Below are 21488 nucleotides of genomic sequence, written 5' to 3' on the forward strand. Positions count from 1 at the left end.
GCGGGTGTCAGTCCAGCTCGAGGACGCGGGCGTGCAGCACCTGGCGCTGCTGGAGTGCGGCCCGGACGGCGCGGTGCAGACCGTCCTCGAGGTAGAGGTCGCCCTGCCACTTCACGACGTGCGCGAAAAGGTCGCCGTAGAAGGTCGAGTCCTCGGCGAGCAGCGTTTCGAGGTCCAGTTGGCCCTTGGTCGTCACGAGCTGATCGAGGCGGACCGGGCGCGGCGCGACATCCGCCCACTGCCGGGTGCTCTCCCGGCCGTGGTCGGGGTACGGCCGGCCGTTTCCGATGCGCTTGAAGATCACACGGAAAGCCTACCGGGCGAGGCTCTCCGGGCGCAGCCTCGCAGGCGGAGTGCGACGGCGGAAAATTATTCAGTAATGCCCGCAAAACGGTAACAGCCAGCCGGGAGTGCGGTCCGAGGCGGGCGTCAGCGCCGCCGTCGGCGTCCACGCGCGTTGACCGGGTGCTGCGGATGAGGGGTCGGTGGAGCGGCGGAGTCCGCCCGGAAGGGTGCGTCCGATGAGGCCGACGATGCCGCCATGGGTGGAGTGCCGCGCGAGCGGGTTTTTTCGCCGCGGCACCGGTACGGGCACCCTCCCGGCCCCATGCCCGTACGCCAAGCGGGGGGTTCTCGCCGTCCGCCCGGTGCGTCGTCGCCGTCCCCGGGGACATGACGTCCTATGAGCACCACCGGCTCCTGTGCCCGACGCCGTATGCGCCGGTGCGCCTGGGGCAGGGTGATCTTGCTGCTGGCGCTGCTCGTCGGTACGTCCGTCGCGCTGACCGACCGCGCCGGGGCCGACGCCCCGCTCCCGGTCGTGGCCGTCACCGGCGAGGCCGGCGGTGACGGCCACGATTCGCCCGAGTCCGCCCTCCGACTGCCCACCCGGCATCCCGTACGCCTGCCGGACGCGTCCTCCGCGACCGGGACCGGAGCGGTTCCCACTCGGCCGTGGCCCGGTGGCGTGCCCGCAGTGGGGTCCGTCTCCTCCCCGTACTTCTTGCGCTGCGTCGTCCTGCGCTGCTGAGCGGGCACGGTCGCGCAGACCCGATCTCGCACCCGCCGGCAGAGAACGACGAGCAGAAGGAAGCACACTCATGGCCCACGATCCCTACGCAGCCCTGAACGCACTCGTACGCGCGGAGGTACTGCGCGACTCCCACTCCCATTCCGAGCGGCGGCCCGCCGACCCGGAGCGCAAGGCCGATCCCGAACACCCCAGGGAGCAGCAGCCCGACGAACGTGACCGCGGCTGACGCTGTGCACGGCTACGGCCCCGGACCCGCGCGGGTCCGGGGCCGTCGTTCACTTCGCGGCCTTCGCCGCCTTCGCCGCGGCCTTCATCTCCTGTTTGTGCGCGCGGACCTTCGCCAGGGAGTCCGGGCCCGTGATGTCGGCGACGGAGCGATGGGACCCGGCCTCGCCGTACGGGCCCGCGGCCTCTCGCCAGCCCTCGGGGCGTACGCCGAGCTGCTTGCCCAACAGGGCGAGGAAGATCTGGGACTTCTGCTTGCCGAAGCCGGGCAGGTCGTTGAGGCGCCCGAGGAGTTCCCTGCCGCTGTCCACACCTTCCCAGACGGCGCTCGCCTCTCCGTCGTAGTGCTCCACGAGGTACTGGCACAGCTGCTGGATGCGCTTGGCCATCGACCCCGGGTAGCGGTGCACGGCCGGTTTGGCGGAGAGGAGCGCGGCGAACGCCTCCGGGTCCTGCGCCGCGATCTCGTGCGCGTCGAGATCATCCGCTCCCATGCGTTGGGCGATCGTGTGGGGCCCGGCGAAGGCCCACTCCATGGGGATCTGCTGGTCGAGCAGCATTCCCACGAGCGCGGCCAGCGGGCTGCGGCCGAGCAGTTCGTCCGCCTCGGGCTGCTGGGCGAGGTGAAGGGTGACATCCATGCCCCGATGATCGCTCGCCTGCGTGCGCGGCGCAGCACGCGGGGCCTGTATACCCCCAGGGGTAATTTATCCTCGGTGTGGGCACCCTCCCGAGGACCGAGGACGCCTGAGAAGACCGCGAAGACAAGGATGACTGCCGACATGAACGCTTCCCTCGCCATCGACGTCACCCAGGCCCGAGCCCGGTTGCACGAGCTGACGGTGATCGACGTCCGCACGCCGGGAGAGTTCGCGTCGGGGCACCTGCCGGGCGCGCTCAACATCCCTCTCGACCAGCTGTCGCGGGCGCTGCCGGCGATCAAGGAGGCCGCGGAGGGCGGCGAGATCCTGGTGGTCTGCGCGTCGGGGGCCCGTTCCGAGAACGCGTGCAAGACGCTGGCGGGGCACGGCGTGACCACCGCGACGCTGACCGGAGGGACCAGCGCCTGGGCGGAGGGCGGCCACGAACTGCACCGGCTGGAGGGCAAGCCCCGCACCGTCTGGGGCATGGAGCGGCAGGTCCGCTTCACCGCCGGCACCATCGTCCTGATCGGCCTTCTCCTCGGCCTGCTCCACCCGGCCTGGCAGCTGCTGTCCGCCGGCATCGCGTGCGGCCTGATCTTCTCGGCGCTCACCAACACCTGCGGTATGGCCGCGGTTCTTGCCAAGCTGCCGCACAACCGTCCCCGCCCGGCGGATCTCGACGAGGCCCTGACGGCTCTGCGTCAGCGCGGCGCGCAGCAGGCAGACTGACCGGCGCCGTCCGGGTTCCGTCGGCGGATCAGGCGGGCGCACGCGCAGGGACGTACTCGGTCAGCAGCAGCGCGATGTCGTCCACGCGGTGCGGGGTGTGGCGGGCGTCGATCAGCAGGCGGTCCGCGAGCTCCTCCAGGGATGAGGCATGCGCGTGGGCCAGTGAGGACCGCAGCGCTTCGATGCCGGAACCGATGTCCGAACCGCGTCTCTCGATCAGCCCGTCCGTGTAGAGGGCCAGGACCGAGCCGGGGGACAGGTGCACCTCGGACTCGGGGTAGTCCGGTGCTTCCTCCACGCCGAGTATCGGACCGCACGGCAGGTCCAGTGCCTGGGTCAGGCCGTCCGGCCGGCGCAGCAGTGGCGGGCAGTGGCCCGCGCGGACCAGGTGTGCGGCTCCGGTACGGGGCTGGAAGTGGACGTAGCAGCAGCTGGCCAGGAGCCCGGGGTCGAGACCGAGGAGCAGCCGGTTGGTGCTGGCGACCACGTCGCGGGGGCTGTGTCCGGCGGTGGCGAAGGCCCGTACGGCGCTGCGCAGCTGGCCCATGACGGCCGCCGCGGCGACGTTGTGGCCCTCGACGTCCCCGACGATCAGGGCGACGCCGTCACCGGTGGGGATGACGTCGTACCAGTCGCCGCCGATGTCCATGCCGCGGGTGCCGGGGAGATAGCGGCCGGTGACGTGCATGTCCGGGAGCCGGGGCAGCCGGTGCGGCAGGAGGGCGTCCTGCAGGCCGCGGGCGATGGCGGACTCGGCGTCGTAGAGCCGGGCGCGTTCCAGCGCCTGGGCGATCAGTCCGCCGAGGGCGGTGAGGACGCCCCGCTCCTCGCTCGGGAACCGGTGGGCGTCGTTGAAGCCGAGGATGCAGACGCCCACGGGACGGTTGGAGGCGATGAGCGGGAGGAACGCCCAGGCGCTGGAGTCGATGGCCTTGGCGTTGAAGCCGGGGTAGGCCTCGAGGAGTTCCTGCCGGTCCTCGAGGAACCGGGGGGTGCCGGAGGTCAGGGAGTCCGTCGCGGGCTGGCATGCCTGCAGCGGTATGCCCTCGAACTGGTCGAGGAAGCCCTCCGGGTAGCCCTGCTGCCAGAGCAGGTGCAGGCGCTGGTCGTCCACCGCGACGACCGCCAGCTTCTGGCCGCCGAACGCCGGCAGCAGCTGTTCGGCGACGGCGCCGCACACCTCGCTGGCCGTGACCGCCTCGGTCAGTGCGCTGCCCATGTGGAGCACGCGGTAGAGCGAACCGAGGCGCGTGGCGGCCATCGGTGCGGAGGCCGGGACGGTCGCGCCTTCCCGGACGGTCGCGCCCTCTTCGGCGAGCCGTTCCACTCCCGGCTTGCCCGCGACCGGCGCGGCCCACCCGGTCATGCCCTGCGTGCCGGGGTGGAAGGAGAACACGAGCCACTGGTCGGGCGGGCGGCGGACCAGGAAGGACACGGGCTTCTGGGAGATGATGGCGGCCCGGTAGCGGTCCTCGTAGACGGGGTCGGACAGCCAGGGCAGCACCTCCCAGGGGCGGTGTCCGAGGAGTTCGTCCTGGCCGATCCGCAGCACCCGCTCGAGACCGCTGTTGGCGTAGGTGACGCGCCCGTCCGGGGCGAGCGCGAAGAAGCCGTCCGCGAGCCGTTCGATGGCCGCGACCGCGGCCAGACCGGTACCGGAATCGAGGACGGCGCCTACCAGGCGTGGCGGGGGGCGGGCCCCCGCGCGCCTGTCCTCGGGCACGTCGGCCGCGTGGCCCCACACCTCGACGGTCCGGCGACCGCCGGCGTCGCGCATCCGCATGTACTGCGCGAGGACGCGGCCCTCGTCGATCGCGACGCGGGCTGCGCAGCGGAAGGCGCGGACGTCCGCGGGGTCGAGCCTGGCCTCCAGCGTGGCCGCCCGCCCGTCGAACTCGTGCGGAGCGATGCCGAAGATCGCGCACATCTCGTCGTCCGCCGTGATCGCCCCGCTGTCCAGGTTCCAGTCGAACAGGCCCACCCGGGCCGCCGGGCCGGACGACAGCGGGACCACCAGCGGGACGGTCGTGGCGTCCGGCCGGTCGAGCGCACCGCGTGCGTCCAGCGCGGCGAGCGCTGCGCCGAGGCGGTCAGCCGTGGCGCGCAGCTGCTGTCGCTGCGCCGTTGACAGGCCCTCGCTGCCGGGGCGGGAGGTCCACACCACCGCCATGGCGCCGAAGACCTGTGGGCCCGAGGTCACCGGTACGGACGCCGAGCCGAACGGGTACGGCATGGCCACCGCGAACTGGGGGAACCGCCGTACGGTTTCGTCGGCGTCGGCCAGATGGACCGTGCGCCCCGAGCGGTACGCCTCGGCCAGGGGGATGCGGCTGTTCACCGGGACGCGGTGCCAGCCGCCGATCAGGGAGGGGGGCGTGCCGGCCGCCGCGGTGAGCACGAGCAGGTTGCGGTCGCGCGCGATCAGGAAGGCGCTCGCCGCGTGCGCCCCGGTGGCCTCGGCGGCCCTGATCACGGCCGCCACCAGGGCGTCGTCGCGTTTCGACGCACCGCCGACGCCATCGGTACCGAGCGGCTGCGCCTCTCGTTCCGCACCACCGCTGGACCCCATGCTGCCTTCAATCGGTCACAAGACGGCTTTTTCGTAGTTTAGGCCGCGGGGGGCTCCGCCGGTGGCCCGTTCGCCACCTGCCGGAGCATGGGTCGGGGCTTGCGCGTCTGCGGGGCGTCGTCGGCTGGTGCGCGACCCGGCCGCCCGTCCGCTGTGAGGTCCCTGAGGGGTTACCAGAGCCGCACACCGGGATGTCCATCACGTTTCTACAAAGTCGGACAACAGCCCTTGACGCATGACAGGACATCCGGCTGTTATGGCGTTCCCGATGTGCGGTCCGGTTTGTTTCTGATCGTTTCTGATCACGACCTTTGACGCACGTCTCGTGGCTGACCCTTGCCCTCAGGAGCCGTCATGCACCTCTCGCCCTCTGGTCTCTCCGTCCCCGGCCCGAGCCGCCGCAGCCTGCTGCGCGGCATCGGTGGCGCGGCAGCTCTCGGCGCGGGTATCCCGCTGCTGAGCGCCTGCGGCGGCAGCAGCTCCGGCTCGAGCGGCACCAAGACCGTCACCGTCGGCTCCAACGCGTCGGACGCCGTGCCGAAGAAGGCGTTCGCCAACGTCTACTCGGCCTTCAAGAAGAAGTCCGGCATCACCGTCGACATCAACACGAAGGACCACAACACCTTCCAGGAGCAGATCAACTCCTACCTCCAGGGCACGCCCGACGACGTGTTCCACTGGTTCGCGGGCTACCGCATGCAGTTCTTCGCTGCCAAGGGCCTCGCCACCGAGATCGACGACGTGTGGAAGTCGATCGGCGACAACTTCCCCACCGCCATGAAGGACCTCAGCAAGGGCGAGGACGGCAAGTACTACTTCGTGCCGCTGTACACGTACCCGTGGGCGATCTTCTACCGGAAGAGCGTCTTCAAGAAGTACGGCTACGAAGTCCCCACCACCTGGTCCGACTTCATCAAGCTGTGCAAGCAGATGAAGAAGGACGGCCTGGTCCCGATCGCCTTCGGCGACAGCGACAAGTGGCCCGCGCTCGGCACGTTCGACCAGATCAACGTCCGGACGAACGGCTACGACTTCCACATATCCCTGATGAAGGGCGAGGCGTCCTGGACCGACGCCAAGACGCGCGCTGCCTTCGACAACTGGGCCGAGATCCTGCCGTACCACCAGGACGGCGCCGTCGGCCGCACCTGGCAGGACGCCGCGCAGACCCTCGTCTCCAAGAAGGCCGGCATGTATCTGCTCGGCATGTTCGTCGGCCAGCAGTTCACCAACAAGGCCGACCTCGCCGACCTCGACTTCTTCGCCTTCCCGGAGATCGACCCGTCGTACGGTCAGGACACCGTCGAAGCGCCCACCGACGGGTTCATGCTCAGCAAGAGCCCGAAGAACCACTCCGGTGCCGTCAAGCTGCTGGAGTTCCTCGGTACTCCGCAGGCCGAGGAGACCTACCTCAGCGCAGACCCGAGCGTCGTCGCCGCCTCCACCAAGGCCGACACCTCCGCCTACAGCGCCCTTCAGAAGAAGGGCTACGAGATGATCAGCAACGCCAAGCACCTCACCCAGTACATGGACCGCGACAGCCGTCCCGACTTCACGTCCACGGTGATGCAGCCCGCGCTGCAGAAGTTCATCCGCGACCCCAAGGGCGTCGACAGCCTGCTGTCCTCGATCGAGCGCCAGAAGAAGACGATCTTCGCCTCCTGATGAGCGCCACGCCGACCACCGGTACCGGGACCGGAACCACCAGCACCCCGGAGGCGGCCGCCGTGCCGCCTCCGGGCACCCCCGGAACAGCCCCGCGCAAGGCCCCGCGGCGCGTGCCGCAGGGCCACCGCCGTCTGCTCACCCGCCGCGACCGGATCACGCTCGGCCTGATGGCGGGCGTGCCGACCGTGCTGCACATCGCCCTGGTGTGGGTCACCGCGCTCGCCTCGGTCGCGCTGGCCTTCACGACCTGGGACGGCATCGGCTTCGACTCCATCAAGTGGGTCGGCCTGCAGAACTTCCGTGAACTGTTCACGCAGAACCCGCAGTTCTGGCCCGCCGTCGAGCACAACGTCATCTGGTTCGCGGTGCTGATCCTCATACCGACGCCGCTGGGCCTGTTCCTGGCCGTGCAGCTGGACAAGAAGATCCGCTTCACGCGGATCTACCAGACGGCGTTCTTCCTGCCGGTGGTCGTGTCCTTCGCCGTCATCGGCTTCGTGTGGCAGCTCGTCTACAACCCCGACACGGGCCTGATCAACAGCGTGATCGGGGCCAACAAGCCCGGCCACTACATCGACTGGATCGGCGACCCGCACCTCAACCTTTGGGCCGTGCTGGTCGCCGCCTCCTGGCGGCACACCGGCTACCTGATGATCCTCTATCTGGCCGGTCTCAAGGGCGTCGACCCCTCGCTGCGCGAGGCCTCCGCGCTGGACGGCGCCAACGAGTGGCAGACGTTCAAGAACGTCATCTTCCCGACGCTCCGTTCGACCAACACGATCGTCCTGGTCGTCACCATCATCGAGGCGCTACGCGCGTTCGACCTGGTCTACGTCTTCAACGGCGGCACCCAGGGCACCGAACTGCTGTCGATCCTGGTGACCGACAACATCATCGGCGAGTCCAGCCGTATCGGATACGGCTCCGCCATCGCGGTCGTCCTGCTGCTGATCTCGCTCGCCGTCATCATCCCGTATCTGGTCAGCACCTTCCGGAAGGAGCGGCGATCGTGAGCGCCCCCACTGCCGCCCTGCCCCGCACGAGCAGGCGGATTCGCCCCGCCCGGCTGGTCCTGCACCTCTTCCTCGCCGGTACGGCCCTGGCCTGGCTCGCCCCGCTGCTCTGGGCGGTGTACGCGGCGCTGCGGCCGTACGAGGAGACCAGCAACAAGGGCTATGTGTCGTGGCCCGACAAGCTGAGCCTCGACAACTTCACGAACGCGTTCCAGCAGTCCGGCATGACGCACTACTTCGTCAACACGATGCTGATCGCCGTGCCCGCGGTGCTGCTGACGCTGTTCTTCTCGTCCTGCGTCGCCTTCTACGTCAGCCGCTTCGACTTCCGGATCAACCTGTCGCTGCTGCTGCTCTTCACCGCGGGCAACCTGCTTCCGCAGCAGGTCATCATCACGCCGCTGTACCGGCTGTACCTGCTGATCGACGTGCCCGGCATCACCGCGTCCGGGAAGCTGTACGACTCGGCACTCGGCCTGGTCCTGATCCATGTGGCGTTCCAGTCGGGCTTCTGCGCCTTCGTGCTCAGCAACTACATGCGGATGCTGCCGCACGAGCTGACCGAGGCCGCGCTGGTCGACGGCGCCTCGGTGTGGCGGCTGTACTGGCAGATCGTGCTGCCGCTGTGCCGCCCTGCGATGGCCGCCCTCGCGACGCTGCTGTCCATCTGGATCTACAACGACTTCTTCTGGGCCATCGTCCTGATCTCCACGGGCGAGAACATGCCGATCACCTCGGCGCTGAAGAACCTGTCCGGGCAGTACTTCACCGACCCGAACCTGGTCGCGGCCGGTGCCCTGCTCACCGCGATCCCGACGCTGATCGTGTACTTCGCGCTGCAGCGGCAGTTCGTCAGCGGTCTGACCCTGGGGGCGAACAAGGGCTGATGCCCGCCGCGCCGCTGGGTCCGCTGGGTCCGCCCCCTGGGGTTCTACCTCGGGGGGCCGCCCGCTCCCACCTCCGTACCGTCCGTCCCGTACCGCCGGAAAAGAGAACCACCGTGCCGTCCCCCTTCACCCACCTCGCCTCCGTACCCGTGGACCCCGGCACCGCTCGGGTCCACGAGGAGGGCTGGCAGTCCTGGAGCCCCAGCGGCGCCTACGCTCTCGACGCGGCGCCGTACCGCCCGACGAACGACAACTGGGCGACGGTCTGCTACCGGCCCGGGGTCACCGTTCCGGCCGGCACGTTCCACGGCGAGGGGCTGCTGGCGCTCGACCCGGGCGACGGCTCGCCGGTGCGGCTGTGGGCGGCCGCCGATCCGCTGCGAGCCGTGCCGTCGATCCGGCTCGAGGTCCGCGACGGGCGCGCCGAGGTGAGCGCCGACGGGCCGGTCACCGAGCACAGCCACGCGGGCCCCGGCGGTATCCAGGCAGCGCTTGCCGCCTGGGCGGACGGTGTCGTCCAGGCCCTCGGGCTGTCGGCGCCGCTCCCGGCGCCGACCGTGTGGTGCTCCTGGTACGAGTACTTCACCGCCGTCACCGAGGACGACATCCACGAGAACCTCGGCGCGATGGACACGCTCGGTCTGCCCATCGACGTCGTCCAGATCGACGACGGCTACCAGAGCGCGCTCGGCGACTGGCTCACCCTCTCCGGCCGCTTCCGCTCCCGCGCCGGGCTCGCCGACACCATCCGCGAGAGCGGCCGCCGGGCCGGCATCTGGACCGCCCCGTTCCTGGTTGCCCCCGACAGCGAGCTCGCCACCGCGCACCCGGACTGGCTGGTACGGGACGCCGACGGCGCGCCCCTGCACGCCGGGCGCAACTGGGGCCACGACCTGTACGTCCTGGACACCACCCACCCGGGCGCGGCCGCCTATCTCGTCGATGTCTTCGCGACCCTGCGCGTCGAGGGCTACGACTACTTCAAGGTCGACTTCCTGTACGCGGGGGCGATGGACGGCGTCCGCCACTCCGGCGCCGATGCCCTCACCGCCTACCGCGAGGGCATCACCCTGATCCGCCAGGCGATCGGCCCCGACGCGTATCTGCTCGGGTGCGGTGCGCCCGCCCTGCCGTCCATCGGGCTCTTCGACGCCATGCGCGTCAGCCCGGACACGGCCCCGTACCGCGATCCCGAGAACGGCGACTTCAGCCAGCCCGGACAGGAGGCCGCCGAGTTCGCCGGCGTGGGCCGCCAGTGGCAGCACGGGCGCTTCTGGGTCAACGATCCCGACTGCCTGATGGCCCGTCCCGCCGTCGAGACACGGGAACGCTGGGCCGCGCACGTGGAGGCCACCGGCGGCCTGATGGCCAGCAGCGACCGGCTGCTCTCCCTGGACGACTGGGGCCTGGACACCACCCGCCGTCTGCTCACCACCCCGTCCCGCCTCGCCGTAGAGGGAGCCTCCCAGTGACCAGCCTCCCCCTGAGCGCCAAGCGCCGTCTGTCCCTGCCCGGTATCGCCTACGGCGGTGACTACAACCCCGAGCAGTGGCCCGCGGAGGTCTGGGCCGAGGACGTGCGCCTGATGCGCGAGGCCGGTGTGACCATGGTCAGCGTCGGCATCTTCTCCTGGGCGCTCCTCGAACCCGCCGAGGGCGTATACGACTTCGCCCGCATGGACCGGATCCTCGACCTGCTCCACGAGAACGGCATCGCCGCCGATCTCGCCACGCCCACGGCCGCGCCTCCCGCCTGGTTCTTCCGGGCCCACCCCGAGGCGCTGCCCGTCGACCGCGACGGCCGCACCCTCTCCTACGGCAGCCGCCAGACGTTCTGCCCCAGCAGCCCCGCCTACCGTGAGGCCGCCCTGCGGATCGCCGGGGCCATCGCCGAGCGGTACGCGGACCACCCGGCCGTCGTCATGTGGCACGTGCACAACGAGTACGGCTGCCACAACGCGGCCTGCTACTGCGACACCAGCGCTGCTGCCTTCCGACGGTGGCTGCGGGCGCGGTACGGGGACGACCTGGCCGCGCTCAACCACGCCTGGGGTACCACGTTCTGGAGCCAGTGGTACTACGACTGGGACGAGATCCTGCCGCCCCGCGCGACCGGAGCCGTGCCCAACCCGACGCACCAGCTGGACTGGCGGCGCTTCTGCTCCGACGAGCTGCTGTCGCTGTACACCGCCGAGCGGGACGTGCTGCGCGAGGTGGCCCCCGCCATCCCCGCCACCACCAACTTCATGGTGATGCAGAACTTCGACGCGCTCGACTACTGGCGCTGGGCGCCCGAGCTGGACGTCGTCTCCAACGACCACTACCTGATGTCCGCCGACCCCGAGTCGGAGATCGACATCGCGCTCAGCGGCGATCTGGTGCGCTCGCTGGCGGGCGGGCCCTGGCTGCTGATGGAGCATTCCACAGGCGCCGTCAACTGGCAGCCCGTCAACCGCGCGAAGCGCCCGGGCGAGCTGCGCCGCAACGCCCTCGCCCATGTCGCGCGCGGCGCGGACGGCATCGCGTACTTCCAGTGGCGGGCCGCAAAGGCGGGCGCCGAGCAGTGGCACTCCGCGATGCTGCCGCACGCCGGGACGGACAGCCAGATCTGGCGGGACGTGGTCCGGCTCGGCGCCGACCTCAAGGCCCTCGCCGAGGTGCGCGGCAGCACCGGTACGGCCGAGGTGGCGATCGTCTGGGACTGGGACGCCCGCTGGGCCCTGGAGCTCCCCTCGCAGCCCAGCGGCGAGCTGCGCTTCCAGGACCTCGTACGGGACTGGTACGAGCCGCTGTGGCGGGCCGGGATCGCGGTGGACTTCGTACGCCCGGACGCCGACCTCTCCCGCTATCGCCTGGTGCTGGCGCCGAGCCTGTACCTGGTCGACGACGCGGGCGCGGCCAACCTCACCGGCTTCGCCGAGCGCGGCGGCACCCTCGCCATCGGCTTCCACAGCGGCGCGGTCGACGAGAACTGCCATGTACGGCTGGGGGGTTACCCGGGTGCCTTCCGGGACGCCCTCGGCGTACGCACCGACGAACTCTTCCCGCTGCTGCCGGGCGAGTCCGTGGGCCTGACCGGCGCGGTGCCGGACGGCGCCACGGGCACCCTGTGGTCGGAGCGGCTGGGGCTCGCGGGCGCGGAGGCGGTCGCGTCGTACGCGGACGGGCCTCTGAACGGCGCCCCGGCCGTGACCCGGAACGCCCACGGGGAGGGCACGGCCTGGTACGTGGCCACGCGCCCGGACCCGGCCACGCTCGCCGCCCTCATCGGCCGCGTCTGTGAGGAGGCGGGGGTCCTGCCGGTCCTTCGTAGCGGCGCCGTGCCGCCCGGGGTCGAGGTGGTCCGGCGCAGGGGCGCGGACGCCGACTACCTCTTCCTGATCGACCACGCCGGTGACGGTGCGGAGGTCGCGGTCGTGCCCGACGCCACCGAACTGCTGACCGGCAAGCCGGCCGCCGGGTCGGTCGTCGTCGCGCCCGGCGACATCACGGTCGTACGGGAGCCGCACGGCTCCTGAGGACGCCTGGCCGCCCGGGGTACTCGGTCGCAGTGGACCCCACGTGGGATCCACTGCGACCGAGTGCGCGGATGGCGGTGGACGGTATGCCTGAGCTGCCGGATGTCGAGGCGTTCCGGGAGGTTCTCGCCTCCTGCGCGCAGGGCAGTCGGATCGAGCGGGTCGAGGTACGCGACGCGGGCGTCCTGCACGGCGTCAGCGCCCGGAAGCTGCGCCGCGAACTGGAAGGCCGGAGGTTCACCGAGCCCGAGCGGCACGGAAAGTGGCTGCTCGCCCACACCGCCGGCGGGCCCACCGTCATGCTGCACTTCGGCATGACCGGACAGCTGGTCTGCTGCGGCCCCGACGACGCGCCCCATCCACATGACCGGGTGGTCTTCGCCGTGGACCACGACCGCCGGCTCCGCTACCGCGACCAGCGCAAACTGCAGGGTGTGTGGCTGGCCGACGACTCCGGCGTGGCGCGCATCCTGGACCGCCAGGGTCCCGATGCGATGGCTGTCGACCGCAAGGGCTTCGAGGCCGCTCTTGCGGGCCGTCGCGGGCGCATCAAGTCCGTCCTCACGGACCAGTCGGTACTGGCCGGTCTCGGCAACCTGCTGGCCGACGAGATCCTGTGGCGTGCACGGATCCACCCCGCGACCAGGGCCGGTGATCTCACCGACGCCCAGCGAGCCCGGCTGTACACGGAGATGCGCCGCACGCTGCGGTCGGCGATCAGCGCAGGCTGCGTACCGCCCCGCAGGTCCTGGCTCACGGGCCGCCGCGACGATCCCGATGCGGCCTGCCCGCGATGCGGCGAGCCACTGCGCCGCCAGCGCATCGCGGGACGCGGGACCGTCTGGTGCCCGCGGTGCCAGCCGGCTCCCTCATGACCGCTGCGGGACCGTTGCCGCGTTCTGCGTCCGGCCTTCTAGCTCCGGCGCCGCCGTCGGCGGATCGTGCGCGTGACGATCGGCGGGAGGATGTCGACGGCGATCCGGCGGGCGGCTGACGGCCGTCGGGGCGCGGCTGCGGGGTGTGTGGAGGATCCGGCGACGGGAGGCGTCGCGAGGCCCGCCGACCGTGCGGCGCCCGCCTCGGTGTCCCGGCGCTCGTGCCCGTAGCGGGATTCGGGAGCGGCCGGGTTCGGCGGGCGGCCCGAGAAACGCAGGACGTGCCGCCCGGCGATCTGCTGCCGGCTCATGCTGATGCCGGCGCGCCACTCCGTGTCGCCGAGCAGCTCCTCCAGGAACGGCTCCGGCTCGCCCCACGTGCCGTAGAACTTCTGCGTGGTGAGACAGATGGGACGCAGCCCGCGGTCGAAGACCGCCTCCCAGGTGGCCGCGGCCACGCCCGGGGTGTGCTCGGAGCGGAAGTCGTCCAGGACGACCACGCCGTTCGGCAGCAGGACTCTCCGAGCGGTGCCGATGTCCATCGCCACGTGCTCGTACAGATGTGACGCGTCGACGTGTACGAACCTGCAGGTGTCCGCCTCGACCACCCCGGGGACCAGCGACGTGGGACCTTGTACGACCTCGGGCAGGCGGTCGTGGAAGGCCAGGTAGTTCTGCTCGAAGGCGGCGCGGGTCAGGGCCGCGTACGACTTCCGGGCCTCCGCCGCGTTGCCGGCGTCCGGCGCGTCTTCGGCGTCGAAGAGGTCGCAGACCGTGAAGCGCTCGCCCGGCCGCAGATAGCTCCCGGTGAAGATGGCGCTCTTGCCCATGTAGACGCCCATCTCCAGCAGGTCCCCGTGCTCCCCGAGCCGCTCCTGGCGGGAGAGGAAGCGGTCGAAGAGCACTTGGTCAAGGCTCGGGAACCACCCCTTCACCTCGCCGAGGGCACGGGGCCGCTGTACAGGTCGGGGCGCGGAGGTTTCCGTCATGGGCCGCCACGTTAGGGGCCGCAAGGAAACGCCCGGCTGTCATTCCTGTGATGGTTCTGTGACCCGGCCATGCACATCCGGCTCTCGGCGTACGGGTTTGCGTACGCCGAGAGCCGTCCCCTCCTGCTGGTGTGGGTTCGTGAGCTGCTTGTCTGCGGCTCGTGACTGCTTACCGGGCCGCGCCGAAGTCCTGGGTCCAGTAGTCGTTGGGCTGGGCCAGACCGACGCCGATCTCCTTGAACGAGCAGTTGAGGATGTTGGCCTTGTGGCCGGGGCTGGACATCCAGCCCGCCATGACCTGCTCGGGGGTGGAGTATCCGTACGCGACGTTCTCGCCGTAGGTGGACCAGGTGTAGCCGGCACTCGTGATCCGGTCGCCCGGCGAAGACCCGTCGGACCCGGTGTGCGACATGTTCTGGTGGGAGGCCATGTCCTCGCTGTGCGCCTGAGCGGCCTTGGTCAGGGTCGCGTTCAGGGTCAGGGGCGAGCATCCGGCCTTGCTGCGCTCGTCGTTGACGAGTTCCACGATGCGGGCGACCACGCCGGACGCCGAGGCAGTGGAGGTCGAGGTGCTCGTCGGGGACGCCGTGGCCGTGGACTTCGGAGCGGACGTCTTCGGAGCGGACGTCTTCGGAGCGCTGGGCGCGCTGGGGGCCGCGGTCGTCTCGGCCTTGGGCGCGGTGGTCTTCGTAGTGCTCGGAGTCGCCGTGGCCGTGGACTCCGGAGCGGAGGTCTTCGGGGCGGAGGGCTGCTCGGTGCTCGGAGACGCGGTGGGGGTCTTCGACGCCGCCGAAGAGGGGTCCCAGTTGCGGGCCCAGCGCTGCCAGTCGGCGTCCGTCCACCGCTGCTGGAGGATCGTGTCGTTCCCGGCGCTGTAGTACTGGCTGTCGCTACCGCTGCCGTCCGGCCATTGGGTACAGGCCATGGCGGCGGACGGCACGCCCACGACGCCTATGGCTACGGTCGCGATGGTTATCCGCCGGTAGTGGTTCTTCTTGCGGTGCTTCCCCATGGGTGACCTCACTCGGTAATCGCAAAGCGCCCCTTGTGCGGCTGGTGCTCTGCGCAGACTCCGCTCCTGAACTGCGGAGACGTACTGCGGACCGCCATTCTTAAGACGGCCGCCAATACAGGGCAAAGGGCTCTCGTACTACCTCGCCTCGTAGGTTCCGGCGATCCTTGTCATGGGCGTACGAGCGTGCTGATTACAGTTGCGAACCCTGCTGGGAATTCTGTCGATCCGTCAGAAAGCCTTTATGTGCCGTGAACGGGCGAAAGTGCCGAGCGGGTGGAATGCCGGAAAGCCGGGCGAGATGTGCCCCTGTATCAAGACGGACATGTCCCATATGTCGACAGAGCGGCATCTACTATTCGGGCCGCTTAGTGCCGGAAGCCATATGACGCATGTCACGGAATAACAGCTCCCGCTTGGATGTCGCCGCCGGGTCGCGCCTGCGGGTTGTGCCCACGTGCTGGTCGCGCCCGCGTGCGGGGTGCGCCCACGCGCGGGTCGGCGGCCACGTGCGGGTTGCGGCCGCGTGCCGAGCGACCTTGCTGGCGCGCTGGTCCCGGCGCAGGCTGGTGACATGGGTGCTGAAAGCGGCCCTACGCTCATCTCGTCCGTGCAGCGGGCCTTCCGACTGCTGGAAGCGGTCGGCGCACACGAGGGCGGTGCACCGGCGAAGCAGCTGGCGCGCGAGACCGGCCTGCCCATCGCCACCACGTACCACCTGCTGCGCACGCTGACGCATGACGGGTACGTGCAGAAGCTCGACGACGGCGGGTTCGTGCTCGGGGACAGGCTGCACGTGTTGCAGACGGGAAGCCGCGGACAGGCGCTGCTCAGCCGCATCCGGCCCACGCTCGCCGCGCTGCGGGACGAGGTGTCGGCCGCCGCCTATCTGGTCCTCTATGAGGAGGGCGAGATCCGCGTCGCCGAGATCGTCGACAGCCCCCGGTCTCCGCGGGTCGATCTCTGGGTGGGGTTCGAGGACGCGGGCCATGCAACCGCGCTGGGCAAGACCGTCCTGCGGGAGCTCGACGAGGAGTCCCGCAACGACTACCTGTCGCGGCACGCGCTGGCCGACCTCACGCCGCGCACCATCACCCGGCCCACCGAGCTGCTGCGCAGGCTCGAATCGGACGCGGCCGCCCCCGCGGTACTGGACCTCGAGGAGTACTCCCTCGGCACCGTCTGCATCGCGGTGCCGGTCTACAGCGGGGACACGCTCGGCTCGCTCGGCGTCTCCCTGCGGGCGGACCGGCTCGCGCGCATCGACCGGGTACGGGAGCGCCTGATCCCGGCGGCGGAACGCGTGACCCGGGGCCTGTCGCTCACTATCTGAAAAATCCCTGCTTGAGGCCAGGTACGAAGACCCTGTTATCTGAATGAAACGGACATATACGTGTCCTGTCGCCCCCGGACGAGGAATCCGTCAGGGGCGGACGGCGTGGGACGTGGATTCCGTCGGGTGCGGCAGTCCAGCAGGTGACGATTTTCGGAGAGGCATGAGGCAGACGGACCATCAGCATGATCGCCGGCGGCCAGTGCGGCGGTTCACGAGGCGGCTGACCGGCGGCGGGCGACCGACCGGCGGCGGCCACGAAGGCGGCTCCGGGGCACTCGTCGCCGCCGGTGCGCCCGCGCTGATCGTCTTCGCCGTCGTGATCCTCGCCTTCGTCGGCGGAGCCAGGCTGTGGCTGCCGCTGCTCCCCGTCGGCCCCGCGCTGGCCGCCGCCCTCAGCAGGCCGCGCGCCGTCCTGTGCGTCGGATTCCTCGCCTCCGCCCTCGGTGCCCTGCTGGGGACCCTGGACGGCATGTCGGCCTGCGGCCTGGCGATCGTGCTGGCCACCGTGGTGGCCGTGACGCTGGCGAGCGCCCTGGCCAGCGCGTTGCGCGGGCGGCGCGAACGCGTCCTGGCAGCGGTGCGTTCGGTCGCCGAGGCCGCCCAGCACGCCCTGCTGAAGCCCGTCCCGGCGGCTGTCGGCCCGTTCCATGTGGCGGTCCGCTACAGCGCCGCCGCGGCGGAGGCCCGGATCGGCGGCGACCTCTACGCGCTGGTGCCGACCCCGTACGGGGTCCGGCTGATCGTCGGCGATGTGCGCGGCAAGGGGCTGCCCGCGGTGAGCACCGCCGCCCTGGTGCTGGGTGTCTTCCGCGAGGCGGCGTACGACGAGCCCGACCTCCTCGACGTCGTCGCCAGGATCGAGCGGAGCCTGGCGCGCAACCTCGCGGCCGACGACTTCGTCACCGCCGTAGTCGCGGGGTACCCGAGGGACGGGCGCATGGAGGTCGTGAACTGCGGGCACGCCCCGCCGCTGCTGGTGCGCGACGGTGAGGTCACAGCCGTCGAGCCGACCCGTCCCGCGCCGCCGCTGGGCCTTGGCGCCCTCGGCGGGGAGACCCCGGCCCTCCACGTACTGCCCTTCGACGACGGGGACCAGTTGCTGCTGTACACCGACGGGGTCACCGAGGCCCGTGACCGCGGCCGCGAGTTCTACCCGCTCACGGAGCGGCTCGCCCGGCACGTCTGCGACGACCCGTCCCGTACCGTCGCCGCACTCCACGAGGAACTGCTGGTCCATGTGGGCGGCCGCCTGCACGACGACGCGGCACTGATCATGCTGCGGAAGCCGGTGGAGTCCGGGGCCGGGGCGGCCGGGTCAGGGGGCGGAACCGCGGGCTTCTCCGGAGCCGGGGCGGGCAGTGGCGGGTCAGGGGAAGGGACTGCGGGCTTCTCCGGAGCCGGCGCGGACGTCGGCGGGTCGGGGGAAGGGGCGTTCGGCTCCGGGGCCGGCCGCATCGGTGGGCCCAGGGACGGGGCCGTCGGGTACGAGGCCGGGGCCGTGGACTTCAGCGCAGGGCCCGCCGCCGGATCCGGGCTGGGGGGAGTGGGAGCAGGGTCCGCCGGATTCGGGGTCAGGGCCCCGGAGGGCGGTGGCGGATGCCAGGCGCCGACTCGGCCGCGGCGTATGCCTTGTGGGTGAGGGTGCTGGGGTGTGACCTGGGAGTACGTATCAGCTCCCCCACCGCGGCGACGTCGGAGTCACGGCCGAGCAGCGGGTTGGGCTCGTGCGGCACCCCGCGGCGGACCGCGGGCGCCTTGCCCTGCAGCAGCTCCCGGTGCAGCGCTCGCAGCGCGGGGCCGGGGTCGGTGCCGAGCTCGTCCGCAGCTTCCGCCGGTAGCTGTCGTACCGTGCCGGCGAGGCGGCGGGCCTCGCGGTCGCCGCCTCGCAGCGCAACAGCTCCAGCAGCTCCTCGTCTCGCGGCAGCTCCCGGACCAGGCCGGAGAGCGGCTCGACCGCCTCGGCCAGGCGCCCAAGCCGCGCGAGAGCCAGGGCGCGGACCCGCACGAGCGCCCGGTACGCGGTGGCCCGCTCCGCACGCAGCGCGGACACCGGGTCGTCGGCCGGGTACGCGCCGACGCCTCCGCGGAAACGTGCATCGCCTCCCGGGACCGCGCCGGTGCCTCCGCGGAACGCGCCATCACCTCCGGGGAACGCGCCCTCGCCGCCCCACAGCTCCGGCCCCGCCTCTGACCGGGCCAGAGCGGTCGTGTGGTCCCCGGTTCGCGAGCGCTCGGTAGCCGCGGCGGCGCGCAGCAGGACGGTGGAACTGTCCACCTGCTCCTCGTCCAGCGTCAGGCGGTAGCCGGCCGGGGTGCTGGCGATCACATCGGCACCGAGACGCGCCCGGTGGTCATCCGAGAAGGCTAGCCAGCCGGCCCCGGGGTGGGAGTACGGGGAACTCCGGCGGGCGGCGGCCCGTTACGAGCGGACGGAACCGAAACCGGATTGAAGCCGAGTTCACGGAGTTCACCGAGCCGACCCGAGTGCACCAAGTGCATCAGCTGCATCAGCTGCATCAAGTGCACCAAGTGGTCCGACAAGTTCGCAGAGTTCGCTGAGGTACTGAGTCCGCAGACCCCCACCCCACTCTTCACGGAGGCACGGAACCATGACCCGGAACCACCCCCAGCCGTCCCGCCGCGCCGTCCTCGGCGGTGCCGCCGTCGCCGCGCTCGCAGTGGCGACCGGCGCCGGCACGGCGAGCGCCGCCGACGCCGCCCCGGCTGCCGCGTGGCCGACCGAGTTCCCGCTCCCCGACGGTTTCCTCCCCGAAGGGATCACCATCGGCGCAAAGCCGTACGCCTACATGGGCTCGCGCGCCAACGGCGCCGTCTACCGCACCGATCTGCGCACCGGCGAGGGCCAGCACATCTACGAGGGCGCCACCGGCACGGTGGCGATCGGGCTGAAGCTGGACCACGACGGCCTGCTCTACGTCGCCGGAGGCGGCGGAGGCTCCGCGCGGATCGTCGACAGCCGTACCGGCAAAGTCGTGAACACGTACCAACTGACCGACACGACGGGCCATTTCATCAACGACGTCATCCTGCTCGGCGACCGCGCCTGGTTCACCGACTCACGCGACAGCGTGCTCTACGGCGTACCGCGCGGCCGCGACGGAGAGGTCCGGGGCCTGCCGCTCGGCGGCGACTGGGTGCAGACACCCAACGTGAACAACGCCAACGGCGTCGTCGGCACCCCCGACGGCCGAGGACTGATCGTCGTCAGCAGTACGCCCGGCAAGCTCTACCACGTGGACCTCAAGACCGGCCACGCCACCGAGATCACACTGAACGGCGCGGACAACGTCGCCAACGGCGACGGCCTCCTCCGCATAGGCCACACCCTGTACGTCGTGCAGAACCGCCAGAACCTCATCGCCGTGTTCGACCTCGACACCGACATCCGCTCGGCCACCCTGCGCCGCACGATCACCGATCCCCGCTTCGACGTCCCCACCACCACCGCCCGCTGGGGCAACCGCCTCTACCTGGTCAACGCCCGCTTCACCACCCCCCAGACCCCCGAAACGACGTTCAACGGCGTCGCCGTCACCATCTGAGACGGGCAAGCAAGCGAGGCGGGTCTCCACCTTCGAAGGCCCGCCTCACTCGTATCCGGGACGGCGTGGTGGGCGCCGCGGTGTCGGTGCTCCTGACCACGGTGGTCGCTGTGAACGACGCTGAATGAGACGGCAAGTGAGACCGCCGCCAGAGCGGCAGTCACTGGCTTCGCCAGCGGGGTGAGTGGGAACCATGGCACTGGGCCGCAAGGGAGCGCGGCGCACTCGTCCCTACGCATATCGGCTGGAGTGGCCGAGTGGGGTTCTCGTAGGGTCCCGCTCATGGACTGGCAGACGTGGCATGACCGTTACGACACTCGCGACTCGCCGCTTGCTCGAAGGCTGTTGACGGTTCAGGAGCGCATTCGGCTGGCGCTGGACGACTGTCCACCCGGCCCTTTGCGGGTGGTGAGTCTCTGCGCAGGCCAAGGGCGCGACCTGTTGGGCGTGCTGCCCGGACATCCGCGCCGCCTGGACGTACGTGCACGTCTGGTGGAACTGGACCCGAAGAACGTTGACTTGGCCGCCGCGGCCGCCCGGTCAGCGGGGCTGCACGAGGTCGAAGCTGTCGCCGCCGACGCCGCACTGCTCGATCACTACGATGGGATGGCACCGGCCGACATTGTGCTGATCTGCGGGGTGTTCGGCAACATCGCGGACCCGGACATCGAGCGCACCGTCGACGCGAGCACGCAGCTGTGCAAGACCGGTGGGCGGGTCATCTGGACCAGGCATCGCAAGGACCCTGACCGCGTGCCGCTGATCTGCAAGTGGTTCGAAGAACGGGGCTTCGATCGCGAGTGGGTCACCGATGGAGACCAACTCCAGGCTGTGGGAGTACACCGCTTCGGCAGTCGGCCCATGCCGCTCCAGCTGGGCACCCGCATGTTTTCCTTCGTGGGCTACGACAAGCTTCGCTCGGCAACCTGACCCAGGTGCAGCGGGGAGCCCTCCTCGCCGGCCAGATCGCTCCTGCCGCAACTGCTGGCGGCTTCTTGCCCTGGGTCTTGCGATTGATCTCGGGTGGCCTGGTTTTTCACAGCTCCCGGGGCTGATCGACTGCGGCCGACTGGTCGTCATTGGTCATCGTTGGTCGCCCGTGAGTGACCTCGCACGGCCCAGAGACGGCCCGTACTCAATCGCGAGCCCAGTCGAAAGGCATCGGCGCACCCTGCGGGATCACCCAAGGGTGGGGATAGCGAGCCTGACAACCGGTGCAGCGCGCGAGGAACGGACCGACCTCCGGGTTCGTGAGAACGCTGTAGTGGCTGGAGGGCTGAGCCGGGAGCATGTGCCCGTTCGCCGTCGTCTCCAAGCCGGGCCATTCCGGCGAGCATTGGCATGGGCGCTCTACCGCGAACAGCTCGCCGTCAGAGGTCTTGGCCGTGCTCTTGAAGAGCTTGGCGAAGTTCTTTCGTATCGACACGG

The 21488-nt window shown here is 70.7% G+C and carries 17 protein-coding genes and 2 pseudogenes; 13 read left to right on the forward strand and 6 right to left on the reverse strand.

The window, feature by feature from the left end; genetic code table 11:
• Positions 1 to 7: 7 nt before the first annotated feature.
• Positions 8 to 304 (reverse strand): type II toxin-antitoxin system VapB family antitoxin, encoded by a 297-nt coding sequence (locus ABT009_RS42445; protein ID WP_003999914.1) that lies wholly within the window; start codon positions 302 to 304, stop codon positions 8 to 10.
• A gap of 378 nt (positions 305 to 682) precedes the next feature.
• Between ABT009_RS42445 and ABT009_RS42450 the strand changes: the two genes are divergently transcribed.
• Together ABT009_RS42450 and ABT009_RS42455 are read left to right on the forward strand one after the other, a co-directional pair.
• Positions 683 to 1030 carry a hypothetical protein gene (locus ABT009_RS42450; RefSeq protein WP_351307151.1) on the forward strand — a complete coding sequence of 116 codons (348 nt, stop codon included), beginning with the start codon at positions 683 to 685 and terminating at the stop codon, positions 1028 to 1030.
• 70 nt (positions 1031 to 1100) lie between these two features.
• Positions 1101 to 1259 (forward strand): hypothetical protein, encoded by a 159-nt coding sequence (locus ABT009_RS42455; protein WP_351307153.1) that lies wholly within the window; start codon positions 1101 to 1103, stop codon positions 1257 to 1259.
• Between the two features lie 49 nt (positions 1260 to 1308).
• Here the strand turns inward: ABT009_RS42455 and ABT009_RS42460 are convergent, their stop codons facing one another.
• Positions 1309 to 1899, reverse strand: coding sequence for an HhH-GPD-type base excision DNA repair protein (locus ABT009_RS42460; RefSeq protein WP_351307155.1), 591 nt, complete (start codon positions 1897 to 1899; stop codon positions 1309 to 1311).
• 141 nt (positions 1900 to 2040) lie between these two features.
• Between ABT009_RS42460 and ABT009_RS42465 the strand changes: the two genes are divergently transcribed.
• On the forward strand, positions 2041 to 2631 hold the full coding sequence (locus ABT009_RS42465; protein WP_351307157.1) for a rhodanese-like domain-containing protein: 591 nt from the start codon (positions 2041 to 2043) through the stop codon (positions 2629 to 2631).
• 28 nt (positions 2632 to 2659) lie between these two features.
• On the opposite strand, the gene ABT009_RS42470 is transcribed toward ABT009_RS42465, so the two are convergent.
• Positions 2660 to 5200, reverse strand: coding sequence for a SpoIIE family protein phosphatase (locus ABT009_RS42470; RefSeq protein WP_351307159.1), 2541 nt, complete (start codon positions 5198 to 5200; stop codon positions 2660 to 2662).
• Positions 5201 to 5554: 354 nt separating this feature from the next.
• On the opposite strand from ABT009_RS42470, the gene ABT009_RS42475 reads away from it, so the two are divergent.
• The 6 genes from ABT009_RS42475 to ABT009_RS42500 all read left to right on the forward strand — a co-directional run bounded on the left by ABT009_RS42475 (position 5555) and on the right by ABT009_RS42500 (position 13160).
• A complete protein-coding gene (locus tag ABT009_RS42475; RefSeq protein WP_351307160.1) occupies positions 5555 to 6865 on the forward strand; it encodes an ABC transporter substrate-binding protein in 1311 nt (436 codons plus the stop codon).
• Positions 6865 to 7881: a carbohydrate ABC transporter permease gene (locus ABT009_RS42480; protein ID WP_351307162.1), complete on the forward strand. Its 1017-nt coding sequence runs from the start codon at positions 6865 to 6867 to the stop codon at positions 7879 to 7881. Before ABT009_RS42475 ends, ABT009_RS42480 begins: the two co-directional genes overlap by 1 nt.
• On the forward strand, positions 7878 to 8768 hold the full coding sequence (locus ABT009_RS42485; RefSeq protein ID WP_351307164.1) for a carbohydrate ABC transporter permease: 891 nt from the start codon (positions 7878 to 7880) through the stop codon (positions 8766 to 8768). The genes ABT009_RS42480 and ABT009_RS42485 overlap by 4 nt, the downstream gene beginning before the upstream one ends.
• Positions 8769 to 8881: 113 nt before the next feature.
• Positions 8882 to 10240, forward strand: a complete 1359-nt coding sequence (locus ABT009_RS42490) for a glycoside hydrolase family 36 protein (protein WP_351307165.1) — start codon at positions 8882 to 8884, stop codon at positions 10238 to 10240.
• A complete protein-coding gene (locus ABT009_RS42495; RefSeq protein WP_351307167.1) occupies positions 10237 to 12285 on the forward strand; it encodes a beta-galactosidase in 2049 nt (682 codons plus the stop codon). Before ABT009_RS42490 ends, ABT009_RS42495 begins: the two co-directional genes overlap by 4 nt.
• A gap of 86 nt (positions 12286 to 12371) precedes the next feature.
• On the forward strand, positions 12372 to 13160 hold the full coding sequence (locus ABT009_RS42500) for an Fpg/Nei family DNA glycosylase (RefSeq protein ID WP_351307168.1): 789 nt from the start codon (positions 12372 to 12374) through the stop codon (positions 13158 to 13160).
• Between the two features lie 38 nt (positions 13161 to 13198).
• Here ABT009_RS42500 and ABT009_RS42505 read toward each other — a convergent pair whose 3' ends face one another.
• Together ABT009_RS42505 and ABT009_RS42510 are read right to left on the reverse strand one after the other, a co-directional pair.
• Positions 13199 to 14149, reverse strand: a complete 951-nt coding sequence (locus tag ABT009_RS42505; protein WP_351307170.1) for a class I SAM-dependent methyltransferase — start codon at positions 14147 to 14149, stop codon at positions 13199 to 13201.
• 169 nt (positions 14150 to 14318) lie between these two features.
• Positions 14319 to 15161, reverse strand: coding sequence for a CAP domain-containing protein (locus ABT009_RS42510; RefSeq protein WP_351307171.1), 843 nt, complete (start codon positions 15159 to 15161; stop codon positions 14319 to 14321).
• Positions 15162 to 15735: 574 nt separating this feature from the next.
• Between ABT009_RS42510 and ABT009_RS42515 the strand changes: the two genes are divergently transcribed.
• Complete coding sequence (locus ABT009_RS42515) at positions 15736 to 16494, forward strand: IclR family transcriptional regulator (RefSeq protein WP_351307173.1); 759 nt, start codon at positions 15736 to 15738, stop codon at positions 16492 to 16494.
• A gap of 163 nt (positions 16495 to 16657) precedes the next feature.
• Positions 16658 to 17809 (forward strand): annotated as a pseudogene (locus ABT009_RS42520) (PP2C family protein-serine/threonine phosphatase); the annotation flags it as partial.
• A gap of 343 nt (positions 17810 to 18152) precedes the next feature.
• Here the strand turns inward: ABT009_RS42520 and ABT009_RS42525 are convergent.
• A pseudogene (locus tag ABT009_RS42525) lies at positions 18153 to 18844 on the reverse strand (AfsR/SARP family transcriptional regulator); the annotation flags it as partial.
• A gap of 262 nt (positions 18845 to 19106) precedes the next feature.
• Between ABT009_RS42525 and ABT009_RS42530 the strand changes: the two are divergent.
• Positions 19107 to 20060, forward strand: coding sequence for an SMP-30/gluconolactonase/LRE family protein (locus ABT009_RS42530; protein WP_351307175.1), 954 nt, complete (start codon positions 19107 to 19109; stop codon positions 20058 to 20060).
• A 282-nt stretch (positions 20061 to 20342) separates the two neighbouring features.
• Positions 20343 to 20990: an SAM-dependent methyltransferase gene (locus ABT009_RS42535; protein WP_351307177.1), complete on the forward strand. Its 648-nt coding sequence runs from the start codon at positions 20343 to 20345 to the stop codon at positions 20988 to 20990.
• Positions 20991 to 21488: the final 498 nt, after the last annotated feature.

The sequence above is a fragment of the Streptomyces sp. NPDC002896 genome (genome assembly GCF_040295225.1).
In the GTDB taxonomy this organism is placed as follows: domain Bacteria; phylum Actinomycetota; class Actinomycetes; order Streptomycetales; family Streptomycetaceae; genus Streptomyces.

Coding starts and splice junctions, on each gene's coding strand:
- ABT009_RS42480 (WP_351307162.1), top strand. CDS start 6,865: ATGAGCGCCACGCCGACCACCGGTACCGGGACCGGAACCACCAGCACC.
- ABT009_RS42450 (WP_351307151.1), top strand. CDS start 683: ATGAGCACCACCGGCTCCTGTGCCCGACGCCGTATGCGCCGGTGCGCC.
- ABT009_RS42535 (WP_351307177.1), top strand. CDS start 20,343: ATGGACTGGCAGACGTGGCATGACCGTTACGACACTCGCGACTCGCCG.
- ABT009_RS42460 (WP_351307155.1), bottom strand. CDS start 1,899: ATGGATGTCACCCTTCACCTCGCCCAGCAGCCCGAGGCGGACGAACTG.
- ABT009_RS42465 (WP_351307157.1), top strand. CDS start 2,041: ATGAACGCTTCCCTCGCCATCGACGTCACCCAGGCCCGAGCCCGGTTG.
- ABT009_RS42510 (WP_351307171.1), bottom strand. CDS start 15,161: ATGGGGAAGCACCGCAAGAAGAACCACTACCGGCGGATAACCATCGCG.
- ABT009_RS42515 (WP_351307173.1), top strand. CDS start 15,736: ATGGGTGCTGAAAGCGGCCCTACGCTCATCTCGTCCGTGCAGCGGGCC.
- ABT009_RS42530 (WP_351307175.1), top strand. CDS start 19,107: ATGACCCGGAACCACCCCCAGCCGTCCCGCCGCGCCGTCCTCGGCGGT.
- ABT009_RS42500 (WP_351307168.1), top strand. CDS start 12,372: ATGCCTGAGCTGCCGGATGTCGAGGCGTTCCGGGAGGTTCTCGCCTCC.
- ABT009_RS42455 (WP_351307153.1), top strand. CDS start 1,101: ATGGCCCACGATCCCTACGCAGCCCTGAACGCACTCGTACGCGCGGAG.
- ABT009_RS42470 (WP_351307159.1), bottom strand. CDS start 5,200: ATGGGGTCCAGCGGTGGTGCGGAACGAGAGGCGCAGCCGCTCGGTACC.
- ABT009_RS42475 (WP_351307160.1), top strand. CDS start 5,555: ATGCACCTCTCGCCCTCTGGTCTCTCCGTCCCCGGCCCGAGCCGCCGC.
- ABT009_RS42505 (WP_351307170.1), bottom strand. CDS start 14,149: ATGACGGAAACCTCCGCGCCCCGACCTGTACAGCGGCCCCGTGCCCTC.